The sequence below is a fragment of the Dehalogenimonas sp. W genome (genome assembly GCF_037094495.1).
Taxonomy (GTDB): domain Bacteria; phylum Chloroflexota; class Dehalococcoidia; order Dehalococcoidales; family Dehalococcoidaceae; genus Dehalogenimonas; species Dehalogenimonas loeffleri.
In genome coordinates this window covers 1,260,472-1,279,028 of sequence record NZ_CP146612.1, presented here as the reverse complement: position 1 = coordinate 1,279,028, position 18,557 = coordinate 1,260,472, and the positions used below count along the sequence as shown (strand labels likewise).

General features: G+C 52.3%; 14 protein-coding genes, 2 tRNA genes and 2 pseudogenes. 8 read left to right on the top strand and 10 right to left on the bottom strand.

Annotated features, from left to right (window positions below):
• Window positions 1–24 precede the first annotated feature (24 nt).
• Window positions 25–1,302, bottom strand: a complete 1,278-nt coding sequence (locus tag V8247_RS06630) for a radical SAM protein (protein WP_338737059.1) — start codon at window positions 1,300–1,302, stop codon at window positions 25–27.
• Window positions 1,303–1,488: 186 nt separating this feature from the next.
• Here V8247_RS06630 and V8247_RS06625 point away from each other — a divergent pair, with 186 nt between their 5' ends.
• Entirely contained in the window at window positions 1,489–1,848 is a 360-nt protein-coding gene (locus tag V8247_RS06625; RefSeq protein WP_338737058.1) for a GIY-YIG nuclease family protein, read from the top strand.
• Here the strand turns inward: V8247_RS06625 and V8247_RS09160 are convergent.
• From V8247_RS09160 to arfB, 4 genes and pseudogenes are all read right to left on the bottom strand, one after another.
• A complete protein-coding gene (locus V8247_RS09160) occupies window positions 1,766–2,188 on the bottom strand; it encodes a hypothetical protein (protein WP_407064894.1) in 423 nt (140 codons plus the stop codon). The genes V8247_RS06625 and V8247_RS09160 overlap by 83 nt on opposite strands.
• A 78-nt stretch (window positions 2,189–2,266) precedes the next feature.
• Window positions 2,267–2,980 (bottom strand): annotated as a pseudogene (locus V8247_RS09155) (ATP-binding cassette domain-containing protein); the annotation flags it as partial.
• Between the two features lie 57 nt (window positions 2,981–3,037).
• Window positions 3,038–3,562, bottom strand: a pseudogene (locus V8247_RS09150) (ATP-binding cassette domain-containing protein); the annotation flags it as partial.
• A gap of 100 nt (window positions 3,563–3,662) precedes the next feature.
• Window positions 3,663–4,088, bottom strand: a complete 426-nt coding sequence (gene arfB / locus V8247_RS06615) for an alternative ribosome rescue aminoacyl-tRNA hydrolase ArfB (protein ID WP_338737056.1) — start codon at window positions 4,086–4,088, stop codon at window positions 3,663–3,665.
• A gap of 361 nt (window positions 4,089–4,449) precedes the next feature.
• On the opposite strand from arfB, the gene V8247_RS06610 reads away from it, so the two are divergent.
• Window positions 4,450–5,685, top strand: coding sequence for an XRE family transcriptional regulator (locus V8247_RS06610; RefSeq protein ID WP_338737055.1), 1,236 nt, complete (start codon window positions 4,450–4,452; stop codon window positions 5,683–5,685).
• Window positions 5,660–6,169 carry a DUF4411 family protein gene (locus V8247_RS06605; RefSeq protein ID WP_338737054.1) on the top strand — a complete coding sequence of 170 codons (510 nt, stop codon included), beginning with the start codon at window positions 5,660–5,662 and terminating at the stop codon, window positions 6,167–6,169. The genes V8247_RS06610 and V8247_RS06605 overlap by 26 nt, the downstream gene beginning before the upstream one ends.
• Window positions 6,170–6,586: 417 nt before the next feature.
• Here V8247_RS06605 and V8247_RS06600 read toward each other — a convergent pair.
• The 3 genes from V8247_RS06600 to V8247_RS06590 all read right to left on the bottom strand — a co-directional run bounded on the left by V8247_RS06600 (window position 6,587) and on the right by V8247_RS06590 (window position 8,983).
• Window positions 6,587–6,662 (bottom strand) — tRNA-Arg (locus V8247_RS06600).
• Between the two features lie 14 nt (window positions 6,663–6,676).
• Window positions 6,677–6,752 (bottom strand) — tRNA-His (locus tag V8247_RS06595).
• A gap of 53 nt (window positions 6,753–6,805) precedes the next feature.
• Window positions 6,806–8,983 (bottom strand): MMPL family transporter, encoded by a 2,178-nt coding sequence (locus V8247_RS06590; protein WP_338737053.1) that lies wholly within the window; start codon window positions 8,981–8,983, stop codon window positions 6,806–6,808.
• Between the two features lie 144 nt (window positions 8,984–9,127).
• Between V8247_RS06590 and purF the strand changes: the two genes are divergently transcribed.
• On the top strand, window positions 9,128–10,609 hold the full coding sequence (purF, locus tag V8247_RS06585; RefSeq protein ID WP_338737052.1) for an amidophosphoribosyltransferase: 1,482 nt from the start codon (window positions 9,128–9,130) through the stop codon (window positions 10,607–10,609).
• 155 nt (window positions 10,610–10,764) lie between these two features.
• Here the strand turns inward: purF and V8247_RS06580 are convergent, their stop codons facing one another.
• Complete coding sequence (locus V8247_RS06580) at window positions 10,765–11,913, bottom strand: acyl-CoA dehydrogenase family protein (RefSeq protein WP_338737051.1); 1,149 nt, start codon at window positions 11,911–11,913, stop codon at window positions 10,765–10,767.
• Window positions 11,914–12,271: 358 nt separating this feature from the next.
• Between V8247_RS06580 and V8247_RS06575 the strand changes: the two genes are divergently transcribed.
• The 3 genes from V8247_RS06575 to arsS all read left to right on the top strand — a co-directional run bounded on the left by V8247_RS06575 (window position 12,272) and on the right by arsS (window position 15,074).
• On the top strand, window positions 12,272–12,667 hold the full coding sequence (locus V8247_RS06575; RefSeq protein ID WP_338737050.1) for a hypothetical protein: 396 nt from the start codon (window positions 12,272–12,274) through the stop codon (window positions 12,665–12,667).
• Between the two features lie 105 nt (window positions 12,668–12,772).
• Window positions 12,773–14,110, top strand: coding sequence for a TIGR04283 family arsenosugar biosynthesis glycosyltransferase (locus V8247_RS06570; RefSeq protein WP_338737049.1), 1,338 nt, complete (start codon window positions 12,773–12,775; stop codon window positions 14,108–14,110).
• Window positions 14,094–15,074 (top strand): arsenosugar biosynthesis radical SAM (seleno)protein ArsS, encoded by a 981-nt coding sequence (arsS, locus tag V8247_RS06565; protein ID WP_338737048.1) that lies wholly within the window; start codon window positions 14,094–14,096, stop codon window positions 15,072–15,074. Before V8247_RS06570 ends, arsS begins: the two co-directional genes overlap by 17 nt.
• A gap of 53 nt (window positions 15,075–15,127) precedes the next feature.
• On the opposite strand, the gene V8247_RS06560 is transcribed toward arsS, so the two are convergent.
• On the bottom strand, window positions 15,128–17,716 hold the full coding sequence (locus V8247_RS06560; RefSeq protein WP_338737047.1) for a glycoside hydrolase family 38 C-terminal domain-containing protein: 2,589 nt from the start codon (window positions 17,714–17,716) through the stop codon (window positions 15,128–15,130).
• A gap of 80 nt (window positions 17,717–17,796) precedes the next feature.
• Here V8247_RS06560 and V8247_RS06555 point away from each other — a divergent pair, with 80 nt between their 5' ends.
• Window positions 17,797–18,552, top strand: coding sequence for an HAD family phosphatase (locus V8247_RS06555; RefSeq protein ID WP_338737046.1), 756 nt, complete (start codon window positions 17,797–17,799; stop codon window positions 18,550–18,552).
• Window positions 18,553–18,557 lie beyond the last annotated feature (5 nt).

Here is an 18,557-nt window from a genome sequence, read left to right as displayed (position 1 = left end):
AGAATAGCGTGGTTATTCAGATAATCAGGAACAGACTACAAACGGCGGCACATCATCGTCGTCATCGGCCGCCTCAAACCGGCCGGTCGGCACCCCGGCCAGCAACTGTGACGCCACGGCCTTAATATCGGGTTCAGTGGTTTGATCGTGGGCTTCGGTAGCATAACGCACCACCAAATCCCAGCGTTTCAGTTCGGTAGCGGCCATCGCCGCAACGATCATCGGCACCACAGTCCTGGCCCAAAAACCGGTAGATTCATATTTCTCCAGCGCTGCTTCCGGCTGACCGGCATCTAAAAGGGTCTGCATGGCTACCGCGAGTGCCGTTCCGGGCGGTTCGGCACCTTCAGTAATCTTATCCTGATGCCAGGCGAGGCAACCGCCGAAACAGCGTCCGCTTTGGAAATGAGGACAATCCACGCAGTGCGGGAATATCCCGCTGTTCAGCAATTGATAGTCCGTATTCAACCGGAACCAATCGCTCATTTCCTGTTCGCTGCCGAAATCGGTCACCTTGACCCGCTGGGTATCCGATAACGCAAAGCACCGGACTGCTTCCAATTCCGGAGTGACATCCATCACCGGCTCGCAGGCCCCCATCCGGGAGGCGATGCTGTTGTGGTACTGGCCTATCCAGCCTAACTGGGCATCAGTGAAAAAACACATCGGCAGCGGACAATCCAGCAGACCTTCTATTTTGAGGCGGGCGGCTTCCTGCAGCATTTCAAAACACCGGTCGGCGGTTTCACCGAATTGCTCCGGGCTGACAACCGAAGACGGAAAATTACGCTGGGGGTTGGCAATCGTCCAGCGAAAATTAGTACGCCCCAACCGGTGAGCCAGTTCCGGCATAAACATGGGGTCAAAGTCCGGCCGCCAGACATTAAAACCCAGAATCACCCGAAAACCCCGCCGGATAGCAGTTTCTATATTATTGATGACCTTGTCAAAATGTTTGGGGTTGCGGTAGTCCCGGGGTTCATTAACGTTAAAAATAATGCCGGCATCCTCCGGGTTAATGGCTTCCAGCAGCCGGTTTTTGAATATGCCCCCGGTCAGAATACGCAGTCCGGTGCCCGGACTGGTTTTACGAAACAACGTTACAATGGCGGGAAGTTCCGGGTGCAAAAACGGTTCACCGCCCAGCAGCGAAAGGTACGGCAACTGAGATTGCCGCGCCCAGACAGCCAGCTTCATGACGTTTTCCATGGATACCAGGCCGGCTTTACCTTTTTCACGTTCGCCGGATTCAAAACAATAAGGGCAAGTATTAGTGCATGCCCTGGCCAGAACCAGATTCATCCTTTGTCCCCGCTTGTCATGTGTTTGAAAATAACATTCCGATTATATGCCTTCGTTTTTATCCGGTCAAAGGAACCAACGATCCTCAAGTAATAAATGCGCCAAACCATTTCCACAGTCGCTTCGCTTCACAGATTGATTTAGCGGTACAATAGGCCAAATCAGAAGTAATAAATCATCTCAACAATGACTGAATCCATGACCTGGCACCTGTACTTGATCAGATGCGGTGACGGTAGTTTATATACCGGCATCGCCCTTGATGTTGACCGGCGATTTGCCGAACACCGGCAGAAAGGCCCCGCCGGGGCGAAATACCTGAGGGGCCGCGGGCCGCTTACCATTGTGTTCCGAAAAAATATCGGCCCCCGAAGCCTGGCATTACGGGTGGAGCTCAAGGTAAAAAAACTACCTAAGCATCAAAAGGAAAAACTGATTACGGATGATCACCGGCTTGACAGTCTCATTGAGCGGCTTCAGCGTGCAGTTGCTCCAACTCCTCCCACCGGGCATAATGCGAAGCCAGTAACTGGTCAATCTCTTTGATTCGGTCCTGTCTGGCGGTGAGTGCCGAGACGTCATTCTTGTAGATGGCGGGGTTACCCATTTCCTGATACAGCGCCTCATGCTCTGTTTCCAGTGCCTGGATGGTGTGCGGCAAGGTTTCCAATTCTTTTTGCTGGCGGAAGCCGAATTTCACCGGTTGGCGCCGGGGTTTTTCCGACACTGTTTTTGATGTCGCTGCTTTGCCAGGCTTTTCATCAACCGGCCGCTGGCGCAGCCAGTCATCATAACCGCCGATATACTCATTAACCGTGCCGTCACCCTCAAAAACCAGGGTGCTGGTGACGACATTGTTGATAAAAGCCCGGTCATGGCTGACCATCAGGATGGTGCCCTGGTATTTCAGCAGGTAGTCCTCCAGGATTTCCAGTGTTTCCAGGTCAAGATCGTTGGTCGGTTCATCCAGCACCAGCAGGTTTGACGGACGGGTAAACAGTCTGGCCAGCACCAGCCGGTTACGTTCCCCGCCCGAAAGGCAGGAGACGTAAGATAGTGCCTGTTCACGAGAAAACTCAAAATCCTGTAAATAACCATAAATATTGCGCGACCGGCCGTTGATGGTAACTGTATCACTGCCCTCGCAAACATTCTCCATTAAGGTCCTGGTTTCATCCAGTTGTCCGCGCAATTGGTCGGAATAACTTATTTCCAGATTAGTGCCCAGGCGGATGGTGCCGGAGGCCTGCTGCAGTTCCCCCAGCAGCAAGCGCAACAACGTGGTCTTGCCGCTGCCGTTGGGGCCGAGGATGCCGACCCGGTCACCTTTCATTATGGTGGTGTTAAAACCCTTGATTACAGGCATGCCTTCATAGCTGAAATTGACGTCTTCAACTTCAACGACCAGATTGCCGGAGTTTACGGCTTTCTGGTTGGTCAGCCTGACCGCTCCCGGCTTCAGCCGGCGGGACTGTCGGGTCTGCCGCATTTTTTCCAAAGCCCGCACCCGACCTTCATTCCGGGTGCGCCGGGCTTTGATGCCGGTACGGATCCAGACCTCTTCCTTCTCCAGCTTTTTATCAAATAAAACATTTTCGGTGGCTTCAATTTCTTCAGCCGCCTCACGGCGTTCCAGAAAGGTCTGATAGTCACAGGTCTGGTCAAAGAGTTTGCCACGGTCAATCTCTACGATGCGGGTAGCAATCTGCTGCAAAAATTCACGGTCATGGGTGACCAGTATGACCGAACCGCGAAACTTCAACACGGTATCTTCCAGGCGTTTAATGGAATCAATGTCCAAATGGTTGGTAGGTTCGTCTAACAGCAGAATATCCGGCTCGGCCATAAGGGCTTTAGCCAGCAGGGCTTGACGCTTCAGCCCGGCTGAAAGTTCATTAAAGACCCAGTCACCGTCCAGCCCGAATTGGGAGATTATTTTCCCGGCCTTGCGTTCCAATTCCGATTCCGTCAGGTGGTGCAGCCGGCCTGAACCGGATTTAACCACCTCAAACAGGGAGCCGGGCGTTTCCCCCGGCACCAACTGGTCCAGGTAAGCCACCCGTATGTCTTTTTGGACGGCAATGCTGCCCGAATGCGGTTGAATCAGCCCGGCAATCAATTTGAGCAAGGTGGATTTTCCTGACCCGTTGCGCCCGACCAGGGCCACTTTTTCACCGCGCTCCACCGTAAGGTTAATGCCCTCAAACAGCGGATACCCGCCGAAACTCAGTGAAACATTCTGGATATTAACGTGGGCCATCGGGCGAAGTATCTCCTCAGAGCAGCCAAAGCCTGCTAAATAAAACTTGTTTCGTTCGGCACACTATTATCATATGGAGCGAGCAGCAGTGCAAACCCGGTTATTCACGTCCCGGGTCCACCCGGCCACGCCCGCGCTTGATGTCGGCGCCTCGCCGTTTGCTGTCTAAGCGGCGCAATTTGGAAGCCAGGGTCGGTCTGGTTTTATAACGAATCGGCGGCGGCTGAGCCGCCTGACGTATAATTGCTACCAGCCGCTCCATCGCGTCTTCCCGGTTACGCTTCTGGGTGCGAAAACGCCGGGAGTCAATAATAAGTACGCCGTCTTCCGTAACCCGGCTACCAGCCAAATCCCTGAGCCGAGCCTTTATGTCATCCGGCAGCGACGGGGAATTAACCAGGTCAAACCGCAACTGCACCGCGGTGGCCAATTTGTTGACGTTCTGCCCACCCGGTCCGGAAGCCCGGACAAAAGATTCAGTAATCTCGGTTTCGGCAATAGCAATGGCGGAGGTAATCGGTATCACGGCTAAAGTGTACCCTGAGGTGAGTAACGAGGCAAATTAACGGTCAGGTAAAACCAGCCCTTTAACGGGCGTAACTGATGAAGAAATTAAGATAGGAAAACTGGCGCGCCTGGAGGGATTCGAACCCACGGCCCTTGGTTCCGAAGTCCGAAAGAACATTACCGCAAGGCCTCAGGGACAACCAATCAAGTTTGTTTTCTTGCTATCATTAGCCTAATTTATTCGTAAAATATTGCAATTCAGTTTTTTGTAGTGCTCCATCTGTAAGCATTTTGTTAGCGGTAATAGACCTTAATCTTTCTTGCTATTTAGTATTTGTTGAACTATAATCCCCAGCACGAGTGTGCAATCTAACATTCTTATGAAACAAGAAATCCCAATTAATCCAAATATGTTGAAGTGGGCCAGACTACAAGCAAAACTCACTCCTACTCGTGCTGCCTTTAAAGCAGGAATGAAAGCCGGGCATGGCGCTAATATCAAAACAGAAAGTTTGAGCCCTGCTCTTAGGCTGGAGAGTTGGGAAAATGGCATCGAGACACCCACGTTCAGCCAACTTAAAAAACTAGCTCACGCTTATCGCAGGACAGTATTAACATTTTTTTTGACAGCCCCTCCCAAAAAGGAGCGGGGCTTAGTAGATTTTCGAGTTTTTGGTAAATACGAATCGGCTCAGGAATCATTTGAAGCTGAGTTCTCCGCTTTGATCCGAAGAATTGAAGGGATTCAAAAAATAACTCGTGACTTACTCATTTCTTCAAACACTCCCCCTCTTGGTTTCATCGGAACAGCCAAAACTAGCCTCAGTCCAAAATCGCTCGCTGTAATCATACGGGAATATCTTGGCTTTGAACCAACTGGATATATTAAATCAAAAACCATCGATGGAAAACTTAACTTAATCCGTCAAAAAGCTGAGTCTAAGGGTATTTTTGTCATTTTTCAAGGTAATCTTGGTAGTTATCATACTGACTTTGCGCCTGAGGTCTTCAGGGGCTTTACACTTAGTGACCCCATGGCACCTTTCGTAGTCATTAATCCCAACGACACCAAGACGGCGAATATTTTTACTCTCATTCACGAACTGACCCATCTTTGGCTTGGAGACGCGTGTATTTCCAACACAGATATTTGGAGTGTAGAGGCACCATCAGAAAAGCCTTCTACTGAGAAATTTTGCGACCTTGTAGCATCGGAGTTTCTTGTCCCTGAAGATGCGATACTTAAAGATTGGGAATTATTCACAATCGGATATGATAACGACGCTGTAATAAGACGAATTGCAAAACTAGCAAAGGTGAGTCCGATTGTTGTTGCAATTAAACTATTTCAATTAAATAAGATTAGTTCATCAGAATACTGGCGCTGGTATGATGCATATCAGGAAGAATGGAAACAAATCAAAGAATTCATTCAAGAAAAGCGGAAAAGGAAAAAAGACTCTGGGCCTGGGTACAACAAAAGGATGAAATACGCACTTGGGAGTGCGTTATTGCATACCATATCCAGTGCTGCAAGAGATGGCCTAATCTCTGAAATCGAAGTATCCGGTCTCATACGAGTAAAAATAGATGCTTTCAACCAAGTTTTTGGATAGGGCGATGTATATTTTTGACACATGCTGTTTGATTCACGCTTACAAAGATGATTTTCCCCCTAATGGGCCAAATAAAGCCTTTTGGTCATGGTTTGACAACCTTGCTTCGAATGAAGAGATTATAATTCCAGAGGAAGTCCTTGAGGAAATTGACTGTAAAAAAGACGGCCTGAAGAAGTTTTTATCAAGACATACGAATCTGAAGAAGGAATCCGGCGCTAAGTGTGTATCCGCACTTCCCACCGTACTCCGAAATTATGGTGATGACCTATCCGATGTTGACCTTGAGTTATTGGGTGGGAAGGCTGATCCATATATTATCTCTCATGCCATCGTATCGAAAGGTACTGTGGTGTCTTGCGAGGTATCTGATAAACGAAAAACTGGAGTCCAAAAAAAGATACCAGACGTTTGCGGCGAACTAAATGTTGATTTTGAGAGTTATACGTGTTTTGTTTGGCGAATGAGAGGACTATATCCTTAGCCACTTATATCGTCATTCAACAAAATAACGGCAATTCTTGATTCACTGTGGTTCCTCCTGATTCCGAATTACTTGTCAACAATCATTTTGAAAGCGCCAGATGACGCTATAAATACTTGAAGGTGAGGTTCTATGGGATGATGAGTAAGTATTCTCCAAAATCGACGGCAACCTCTCCGGCCAAATACAGTGACACACAATTGGAATAAATTATTCCACAAATGTGGACACCAAGGAAACCGGTTACATGAGGCACGGTAGAACCGGGGCTTACAGGATACGCCTGCTAAAGGTTTGGATACCTAGTTATAACCAAAATCCATTCGCCTAATTGAAGCCCTCTGTTAGGATATTCTTAGCAAGAACACAAAAGCCCTCTCCCGAATCCAAGAAGAGGGCAAATTTTTTCTTTAATACTGGCGCGCCTGGAGGGATTCGAACCCACGGCCCTTGGTTCCGAAGACCAATGCTCTATCCACTGAGCTACAGGCGCGGGGAAAAGCAAACTGGGGTGGGTAGTGGGGATCGAACCCACGATCTTCAGGGCCACAACCTGACGCCTTAACCACTCGGCTATACCCACCGCGCAAGCCGTAATTATAGCCGTTTCCGGTATCAGGTTTCAATTAAGCCATGTCATAGTTTGACCGGGCCTCGGCGACCGCGATAAAACTGGGGAATTATCAGCAGTGCCGCAGCTGAAGAAATGACCATGGCCACCCACATCACCGCCGATGCCTGAATATGAATTAAGAGCGGCGAGAAGAACAGGACCGAAAGACCGATGCTCAAACCATAGGCATTGGCCAGAACCGGCCGGGAAACCGAACCGATGGCAGCCTCAACCGCCTCGCTGCCTTCAAGCCCCTGCCGGCGGAAGTAATAGATTCCGGAAATCAGATGAATGGAATAGTCCACGCCGACGCCGATAACGATGGCGGACAAATTCGCCGTCAGGACATTCAAATTAAAGTTACTGACCACCAGGAAGGTCAGGACGGCGGCAATGGTCAGAACAATAGGCAATAAGCCCACCACGGCCGCCTTGAGGCTTCTCAGGGTTATCAACAACATCAGAAACACCAGCACCAAAGCCAGTCCCAGACTGCGCACCTGACTATCCACTACGATCTGGTTGAACTGGTCAAAGAGAATCGGCATCCCGGTAATAACTTTGACCGAAGGCTCAGCGGCCGCCCAGGCCAGAATACCGTCAATTTCATCCGCTTCAATATCCACCGGCCGGATGAACATCCGAAAAGCATCATCGGATATCCAGCTCTTTGTGCCGTCGCCGAGTTGCGCCAGAAAGGCCTGTACGATAGCTGGATTTGCCGGGTAGGCATCAAGTCCGGTACTCATCCGGCTGAAGCCGGCGATCAGGTCAAATACTGAAGTGACGCTTCTGATACCGGGCTGTGCTTCCAGGTCCCGCTCTACCGCCAGTAAACGGGCGGCTTCTTCAGCGTTAAAAACCGCCTCAGCGCCCATATCGGAAACGATCTCACCGAACAGCGGCTGGGCGCTGCCGAAATGCTCCTCAATCTGAGCCGAGGCCTGGCGAATTTCCGAACTTTCCTTGAAAAACATCAGTTGATTGGAGACCACTTCCAGTTTGGGGATAAATACCGCAGCGGCGATGACAATTGCGGTGAAAAACATAAAAATTGACCAGCGATGAGAGGAGGCGCGGCCGACCAGATCACCCAGCCGCCGGGATGCCGGAGGCGGCACCGCGGTACCCAGATTCAGGTGGCTCAATACCGCCGGTACAAAGAAGATTGCCAGCAACCCGGCGTAGCCGATACCCAGAGTGACGAATAAGCCCATTTGGCGCATGGGAACCGCGTCGCCGAACATCAGAGAGCCAAAACCGGCCATGGTAGTCAGCGTGGCCAGGATAATCGGCGTGCCCACCATTTGCAGTGTTTCCCGAATAGCCGTCTGCTTATCGCTGAAGCGGGCCAGATTTTCCTGAAAATGGCTGATAAAGTGCAAACCGTAAGCTGAACCAATGACGATGATAAAAATCGGGGTGATGACCGTCACCAGCGACAATTCAAAACCGCCCCAGAAAATAGTGCCGAAAGTCCACAGCGCAGCGATACCGGCTGGCAGCATTGCTAGCGGCGTAAGCCGCCGATTCCGTAAGATCAGATAAAAGACCAGTAATATTAAGCCGACGGCAAACGGCAACAGGATAAACAAAATGGTCACCAGATAGCCGACAATAGTGTCCTTAATAACGGGATTACCCGCCAGCGCAGGTGACAGTTCCGGATAGTCGGCGATAATCTGTCTCAAAGCATCTACCACCGGCCCGGAATCCGCACCGACTTCAACGCTGACCACCAAAATCCCGCTCTGTCGGTCAGCCGACAAAAATTGCCCGGTCATAAAATATTGCTGGTCAATGAACTGCGCCAGCACCGGCCCATTCTGACTGATAAACTCGGCAGTCACCGGCACCGGCGTTCCGCCGACAACAATCTGAGGCGGAATGAAGCTTTGCGATTGACTGACATCGCCTATCCCGGAAATTTCAGACTGAAGATTGAATATGGCCACTAGATTGCCGGCGTTGAGCAAGCCCTGGTCACTTTCAAGCAGGACCGTCACCGCTTCGCCGGTGTCGTACTTTTGATTCAGGTCAAAATACGCGGCAACCTCAGGGTTGTCATCGGCGAAGAAGTTGAGGAAATCGGTGTCCAGGCTGAAACGGAAAAATGACAACAGTGCCGCGATGTTGACCAGGACAACGATGGCGATAATAACCCTGGGCTTACCGGTGACAAAAGCCGCGATTTTATCCATGTTACGCCTCAACCGATTTATTTGAAAAAGTGTTCAATACGGATATTATCATTGTACCTCCGAGCTTTCAATATACCGGTGTCTGACACGGTCTGGCTCCCCTTTGAATTGACCCACAAGGCATTAGCCCCTATAATTAATCAAGTGAAATGGCCTTTAAGTTCTGAATCGCCGCGAGAAGAGTGCGGTGTCTTTGGAATCTATGCTCCCGCTGAAGAAGTTGCCCGCATTTCTTTCTTTGCCCTCTTCTCACTGCAGCACCGGGGACAGGAGTCTTCCGGCATCGCCACAGCCGACGGGAAAACCATCTTTTTTCATGCCAGAATGGGGCTGGTCTCTCAGGTATTTACCGAAAAGGCCCTGAACAAGCTCAACGGCCATATCGCCATCGGCCACAATCGCTATTCCACTGCCGGTTCTTCTTGTTCTCAAAACGCGCAACCGGTTCTGGTCGGCCAGGGCGACAACCAGATGGCCCTGGCTCACAACGGCAACATCACCAACGCCGAGCCCCTTCGCCGGGAGCTGGAAGAACTGGGCTACGAGTTTCACACCACCACCGATTCCGAAGTTATCGCCAACCTGATAATGGCCGCCCCCTATGCCGACCTGACCGAGCGCATCCGCCACGCCATGGGCCGGTTACAGGGTGCCTATTCCGGTACCATTCTGACCAGGGACACCCTGTATGCCATGCGTGACCCGCTGGGAGTACGCCCATTGTGTCTGGGCACCATCGGCAACAACGGTTGGGTGGTCTCTTCCGAAACCTGCGCCCTGGGTCATATCGGTGCGGACCTGGTCCGGGAGATTGAACCCGGAGAAATTATCCGCATTAACGCTAACGGACTGGAAAGCTACAAGGAAAATTCCGATAAACAAGCCCTGTGCATCTTTGAGTATATCTACTTCGCCCGACCGGATTCCATCATGAACGACCGGTTGCTGTACTCCGCCCGCAAGGCCATGGGCGCCGAGCTGGCTAAGGAGTTCCCGGTTGAGGCTGACCTGGTAATCGGTGTCCCGGATTCCGCCACTCCCGCCGGGGCCGGTTACGCCTTGGAAAGCGGCATTCCCCCGGCTGAAGGCCTGATTAAAAACCGTTATATGGGGCGAACTTTTATTGAGCCCACTCAGCGAATCCGGGATTTGGGGGTCAAACTCAAATTCAATCCCCTGAAATCAGTACTGGACGGTAAAAGAGTGGTACTGGTTGATGATTCCATCGTCCGCGGCACCACCACACCCCAGGTCATCAAATTATTGAAACGCGCCGGCGCTAAAGAAGTGCATATGCGGGTGTGTGCCCCGCCTATCTGCCACCCCTGTTTCTTCGGAGTGGACATGGCTTCGCGCCGCGAGCTGATTGCCGCGCAGATGACCGTGCCGGAAATCAAGGACTATATTGGCGCTGATTCACTTGGTTTCCTAAGTGTTGACGGCTTGATTCGCGCTGTGGGCGCCCCCAAAGACCGGTTCTGCCTGGCCTGTTTCACCGGCGAATACCCGGTACCAGTACAGCTTGAGATGGATAAACTGGCGCTGGAAGGCATGACCGCCCGCCGAAAAAAGGGCAGTATTACCGAAACCCTGGGCGCTGAGGAAGTATCGGCGGTAAATTACTAGATACCAGCCTTCAGCTATCAGTTGTCAGCTTTCAGCTCCGTTGAAGAACGGGGTTTTTTTGTGGCCGAAGCTAAACTTAAAACCATTCTTCCGGCGATACAATACAAAAGGGAAGGCCTGTGGCCTTCCCTTTTGTCAATCTAAATTAAAACCGGTTAGTATTTCTTGCGTAATTCGCTGGCGATGATATTGCGCAGCACCTGATTGGTGCCTTCATAGAGCTGGGTAATCTTGGCATCACGCATGTATTTTTCCGCCGGATAATCCCGCATGTAGCCGACGCCGCCCATAATCTGCACCGCATCAGTAGCCACCCGCATGGCAACATCGGAGGCGTACACCTTGCTCATGGCTGATTCTAAATTGCCGCTTTTCTGCAGACCGGAGTCAATGGTCCGGGCGCTGGCGTAAATAAGCGCTCGCGCCGCCTCAATATCCATCGCCATGTTAGCCAGCATGTGCTGGACGGCCTGGAAGTTGAAAACCGGCTCACCGAACTGCACCCGGTTGCGAGCGTGGTCCAGCGCCGCCTCAAAAGCCCCCTGAGCGATACCGACCGCCTGAGCGCCGATGCCGGGGCGGGACTTCTCAAAAAGTTTCATGGCGTAGAAGAAGCCCATGCCTTCCCGGCCGATGAGGTTCTCAAAAGGCACCACGCAGTCATCAAACAGCAGTTCTCTGGTTGAAGAAGCACGGATACCCATCTTCTTCTCCTTGCGGCCGAAAGTGAAGCCCGGAGTGCCTTTTTCCACAATCAGCGCTGACAGACCGCGAGCACCCTTGCCGGGATCGGTACAGACAATAACCGTGTACAGTTGGGCATCGCCGCCATTGGTGATAAAGCGTTTACTGCCGTTTAGCAGATAACACTTGTCCGTCTTCACCGCCGTAGTTTTAACCGCGGCGGCGTCGGAACCGGCCGACTCTTCAGTAATGGCAAAGGCACACATCTTGGCCCCGCTGGCAATATCTGGCAGAAAGCGGGCCTTTTGTTCTTCAGAACCGTTATCAATCAGGATATCGGCACCCAGAAAATTAGCCGCATAGGTAACCGCGGTGCCGCCGCAGACCCGGGCCAGCTGCTCGGTGGCCAGGCAAAGCTCAAACGCACCGCCGCCGATGCCGCCCAATTCTTCCGGAATAGCGATGCCGAATAAGCCCGCAGCGGCGATTTCTTTCATTATTTCCGTCGGAAACTCTTCTTTTTCATCCAGTTCCGCCCGCACCGGCAACACCTTTTCTTCAGCAATGGTACGCGCCAGGTCCCGAACGGTAGTTTGAAGTTCATCCAAAAAATATTCCACAGCGGCTCCTCTTCAGGCGTATTGAGCGTTGGTTCAACGAACCCGGCTATTATAGGCTTTCGTTGAAGGATTGTTCAAGTACAACGTCAACCCGCGGACTTTCCGGTCGTTTTTGAGCCGAACCCGTAATTACTCCCTCTTTGCCCCGTCCGTTGGTTATTCACATTTTTTCATCGTTGGCAACTGATTATCGGCAGCAACCACAATAATTCTGGCTAAAACCAGTATGCCTGGCACATGTACGCCATATCATTTGTTTCCGGGAAAATATTGAATAAAAAACCCCTTTACAATTGCTGTTTTTCATAGTTATAATTACTTAACTTATTTTAAGTTAAGAAAGAATTGAGGGATTCAAATGACAACTGCACGAGTATTAATTGATCTTCAAGAAGGCGTAATTGAACTGGAAGGCCCGGTGGAATTTGTAGAAAAACACATGGGGCGCTTTCTGCTTGATGACGCAGTAACCGCTGAACCATTGCCGGGACGCAAAGCCGGACGCCCGGCCAAAACCGCCACGGCCGGCCGCAAAAAGAAGAAAGATACCTGCGGCGAGGTAATTGACAGCCTGTATGACAGTGGTTTCTTCAAAAGAGCCCGGGGCTTCGGCGTCATTAAACAGCAGGTACTGAAAACCGCACCCGAATGTTCCGATAACCTCATCAGAAAAACCGTTAAGGAAGCGGTCGCCGGCGGCAAACTTACACAGAGCGGCATCGGCCGCGGCATGAAATATACCCGCGCCCAGTAGCATAGGTTGAACGCGGTAACAGGCAGCACCGGGGCATGCCCCGGTGCTGTATTTTTATCAATCATTGTCGGTAATAACGCTTAAACTGATATAATCAGGAACAATGTGACTGTGATTTCTTTTAGCGTGGTCATCCCGACCCTGAATGAGGCAACCACCATCCGGCGTTGCATTACCGCCGTCCGCACCGCGCTGCCTTCAGCGGAGATTATTGTCGCCGACGGCGGCTCCAGCGATCAGACACTCAGTATTGCCGAAGGATGCAAGGTAAAACTGCTCACTGCACCCCTTGGGCGCGGCCCGCAATGCAATGCTGGGGCCGCCGCCGCCATGGGTGACGTCATTCTGTTTCTGCATGCCGATACACTCCTGCCGCCCGATGCTGAAAAATACCTGGCATGCTTATTTGCCGACCCGGCGATAAAAATCGGCACTTTCCGGTTGGGCTTTGACCGCAAGCACTGGCTGCTGAATTTGATTACAATTTATACCACCCGGCATCAGGGTAAAACCCGCTTTGGAGACGCCTGCATTACGGTAAGAAAAGATTTTTTCAACACCATCGGCGGTTTCCCAAAGCAGCGCCTTTTTGAAGATTTGGAATTACTGCAGCGGGCCGATAAAATCACCCGAATTCACCGATTTCGGCTCAACGTCACCACTTCCGCCCGTCGGTTTGCCCTCAACGGGCCGGTAAAACAATCCCTCCTGAACGCCTGGTACATTGCCCGATACCGGATGGGTACCCCGGCAAACCGACTAGCCGATATCTACGAACAGCGAAACCAGCGGATCGGCAAACGCGTTCTGCTGATGATGACCCGCTATCCGGAACCGGGCAAGGTTAAGACGCGCCTGGCGGCCGGTTCCAGCCCGGCCGCAGCAGCCAGCATCTACCGCCGGTGTGCCGAACGACTGTTTACCGCCGCCGACCGGTTGGCCGGGCCGACACAGACAATTGCTTATATTGCCGACGGCACCGACCGAGCGCGAGTGTCAGACTGGACCGGTGCCCGGTATGAAATCATGACGCAGCCGTCTGGAGATCTCGGCGTCCGGCTGAGCCATGGCTTCACCGCATCTTTCAAAAACGGCGCGGCAGCGGTCATTATCGCTGCCAGCGATGTCCCTGATATGGACTCCGGCATCCTTGAAGCGGCCTTCGTCGCACTGCACCGCCACGATATCGTCCTCGGCCCGTCACCGGACGGCGGTTATTACCTGGTCGGCTTGAACGAACCCGCTACGGAATTGTTCCGAAACATCCCCTGGAGCAGCGGGCAGGTGCTGGAAAAAACGCTGCACGCCGCCGCCAAAATGAAGCAAACCGTCCATCTGTTGCCGCCCCTGGGTGACATTGACACCGTCACTGATTGGCAGGATTGGCTGGCTAACCGAAACACCGACACAATAAATGAGCAGGAATATGCCCAAACAATCTGACACCATGACCGAAAAGTACAACTTCGGCACCTGGATGACGGCCCATGACCTGTCATTACACCCGGTCGGCATTGAAACCCTGTGGCTGAATATTACCAGGTTGTGCAACCAGGCTTGTCACCACTGTCATCTGAGCGCCTCACCCGAAATGCCTCTTCACATGAGCAAAGCCGTTATGGATGCCTGTCTGTCGGTCATTGCCAGCAATGCCGCCATCCGAAGCGTTGACATTACCGGCGGCGCTCCGGAACTGCACCCCGGTTTTGAAGCTCTGGTGGGTGCTATCCGGCACCTGGACAAAAAAGTTACCGTACGGCACAACCTGACGGTTACGCTGGACGGCCATCCGCTGACCGGGGAATCCCGGACATACCTGCCGGAGTTTTTTGCCGCCAACCGGGTGGAATTACTTGCCTCAATGCCCGCCTGGGAAAAAGACGCCGCCGACCAAATCCGGGGCCGAGGCGTCTTTGAAAAAAGCCTGAAATCCCTGAGGCAGCTCAATGCTGTCGGTTACGGCAGCCGGCCGGAACTTATATTAAAACTGGTGACCAACCATGACGGTCCGCTGAGCGCCACCAAACGCGTCCTCCTGGAAAGCCGATTTCACGAAGTATTGGGAGAGTACGGCATTAAATTTAATGACTTGCTGACGGTAACCAATATTCCGGCGGGACGCTACGCCACGGATTTGCAGCGAACCGGCGGTTACGATGAATATATGAACGGGTTGATCCAGGCTTCAGATGAAACGGCCATCAAAGCCGCCACCTGCAGAACACTGGTCAGCGTCGGCCCGGACGGCCGGCTATACGACTGTGATTTCAACCTGGCGTTGGACCGAGGTTTGAACCCGGATACATCGCAGACGATTTTTGAGTTTGATTATGACCGACTGATAAACCGCACCATAAACTTTGCCGGTCACTGCTTCGCTTGCAGCGCCGGGGCCGGCAGCGGCTGAACCGGCCGCCATGTGCTGCCCGTGCCGGCAGACTAAGTTTTTTACCGAAATGACTAAAAGATTATCTTCAAACTGACGATTTCAAATGGTTTGAACTCCAGATTGATGGAGCCCGCGTCGTGACCAAGATCTTCTATTTCCTCTTCCAGGAGATTAACCAGTTTCACCCCTGACGGATGCCGGATCAACCCGTTGTCATCGGCCGGCGTAACTGTCCCGGCGCTTACCGGACTGAAAAACCGCACCACCGCCGCGGTTTCTTCACCACCCGCCTCATAAAGCCTCAGGATAATACCGCTGCCGTCTTCTGCCCGCTTACACGCCGAGAGAATAATGTTGCCGGGTGAGGCTTCAATAAAGGAAAAGGCCTCCGGAAATACCTTGCGCCGCCGCGGACTGAGGTGGAGTTGAAAGGCGGAGAGACCAGTGTTTACCTCATGGCCGACCTGATAAGACCGGGCTGTTTTCCAGTCCCCGTGGTGGGGGAATAGGGAGTATTCGTAAGTATATTTTTTGAACTCCTGGGCATCCGGCGTCGGCACAGCAGGTCCGGTGATACCGTCGGAAGACAGCATCAGGATGCTGCGTAATAAGGTGGTATAGATCGCTCCGTCGCACACCTCATGTGATGGCAAGCCCTTGTTGACCAGCGTGAGACCCCGTTCATCATCGGAATAATCCACCCAGTTCTGGGCCGGAAAAATACCTGACGGCTTCTCTACCTCATCACCGGTGCCGGTGTCTTTGGATTGGTTAACCGGGCGGCTCACGGCACCGAACTGGATTTCGGAAGTATACTGCGGCGATTTGATATCGGTGGCAAATTTCAACCGGAGCTGCATCTGAGGATGGCGATTATCAATGCGGATTACGCAATCTATGCGGGGAATGTCATGATAAACAACGATTGTTTTTGATACCGACAAATAACTGTGTCGCCACAAAACCGGCCGCAGTTTATCCTGAAGCCGATACGGCCAGATGAGAGAATAGTAGTCGCTCTCCATCCGTACCACCCGCCGTAACGGCGTTTTTTCAATTTCAAAGTGCTTCATGCGAAAGCGGCCGAAAGTCACTCCCGCCTCACTTTCAGTCCGGATATCACCGGCCATATTTTGCCGGTGATAGTACAGGTCGCCGGTTTCCTCCTCTACCACCAACTCATTGCCGAAACACAGGTGTTTGCCGTCCATATACAGATCCAGCAAGCCGTTGCCCGGGTCAATCTCCAAACGGAAAAACTGATTCTGGATGCTGTTGCCCCGGTTTCTCAACCGGGAACCGGAGGGGGGTTTAAGGCCGTTTTTAACAATCCGATAGGTACAAAACCCGAATGCAGGCACCGCGGCCACGAACCCCAATCTCACCGTATGGTAGGAATCATCGGAGTAACGCGTGGCCTCAAGTATCTCCACTTCCACATCGCTGCCGCCACCGAATAAACCGCCGATACGCCGGATCACCCCGCGGTCAAAACCCAACTCCACTTCCACCCAGTTCCGCACCGGCCAGGACAACGGGTTAAATACAATAATGTCCGCCGGGGCGGCCAGATTATCCTGCACAAGCTCCAGAAAGCTGGAAAGCACCTGGGTAAGATGACTGTTCAAATAGTCGTAATTATGATGCGCTTCTTCATAGCCTTCATCCATGCCTGTTCCCGGCGCAACATCGTGAAAGGCACCCCACAACACTTTTTTCCAACTGTCGCGAAAAGCGTCCACCGGATACGGCACGCCCAGCAACCAGCCCATGGTGACCCATTTTTCGCTGGCGAGAATCCGGTGTTCATAATGGCGTTGTTGTTGCTTCAGCCACATCCGGCTGGAGGTACAGTGAGGAAAAACACGGGAATAATGCCCGGAATACTGTTCCCCGGTACGAATTTCAAGACCGTCAGCGGACTTTTCCAAGGCCTGGAAAAAATCACGAGCCCGCGATACAACCATGCGGGCATCTTTATGCCGCCGGTTCCATCGCCTGACCGCAGCAGCGGTTTCCGGCTGGGGTGGAATGGAGCCGCTGCCGGACGGCATCAGGATATGTTCAGTGGCCGCCACCGGAGCCAGCTTCTGATAACTGTCATCCAATTCATCCAAAAATAAGCCGGCGCGGTAGCCCAGCGGCATCCAGTGAGTCAGAATTCGGCTGCCGTCCAACCCCTGCCACCAGAATTCGGTGGGAGCGGGACGGTCAGCACCGCGCCGGAAGGCAAAATAACGGAAACCGGCTTTGAGGTATATCTGAGGCATCTGGGCGTTAAACCCGAAAGCGTCGGCACCCCACATCACCGGGGTCGCCACTCCCAGTTTTTCCCGAACATAATTTTTCCCGAAAAGGATCTGCCGCACCAGTGTTTCACCGCCGGGCAGCATGGTATCCGACATCAAATACTCACCACCGGCTATCTCAATCTGACCCGTTGCGACATATTGACTGATATCGGCAAACAGGCTGGGATTGCGATGCTCAATTTCTTCCAGAAGGGCGGTCTGTTCAATCAAAAAGCGATAGCCCGGATCAGCCATCATATCTATCGCCGGTTTCAGGATTTTTTCAATATTGATGAAAAAATAGTCTTCTTTAGTAAACGCCCAGACCGCGTCATAATGGCTGTGCGGAACCAGGTAGATGGTTTTCATCGCATCTCTCCCGTTTCATTTGACCTTGAAGCCCGCCTGCTTTAGCATTATACAATATATATCAGCGAGGTAAAGGGGTCATGATCCGGGCTTTTATCTTTGATCTGGACGGCGTACTGGTACAGACGGAAAAGCTGAAGGCACGGGCTTATGACCTGGCGGTACAGGAGATATTGGGCACCAACAAGCCTGATGACCGGGCCGGCAAAGCCTATGCCGAAGTCATCGGTGCTTCCCGCGAAGAGACCTCCCGTCACGTCATGGAAAAACTGGGGCTGGAAAAACACCTCCGTGAACTGATGCCCCAATACGGCGCCGCCCAGCCATGGGACGCACTGACGGCCATCCGTTATCGGATATACGATAAGATGGTGGCCGACCCTCAGATACTCCGGGACAACCAATGGCCTTTCAACGTTGCCATTCTGAAAATGGCCCGGCAAATGGGTTGCGTAACCGCGCTGACCACTCTTTCCAAACGCCGGGACGTTAACCACGTCGTGGAATCGCTGGATATCGGCGGGTTGCTGGATGCGGTACTCACGGCTGAAGATATAAACCGCGGGAAACCCGACCCGGAAATCTATCTTAAAGCCGCCCAGGTATTGTCCGTCAAGCCGATTGAGTGTCTGGTGCTGGAAGACTCGGTCAACGGCATCACCGCCGCAATGCGCGCCGGCATGAACGTGGTGGCCATGGCCACGCCATTTACTAACGCAGCCATTCACGCCAAAGGGCTGGTTAAAGAAGCCTGGACTATTCACCACCCAGAAGACGTGATTGATATCGTTAAGCGCCGGATAGTTGATATAAACAGGCAAGAGTCAGGTGATTAAGGAGC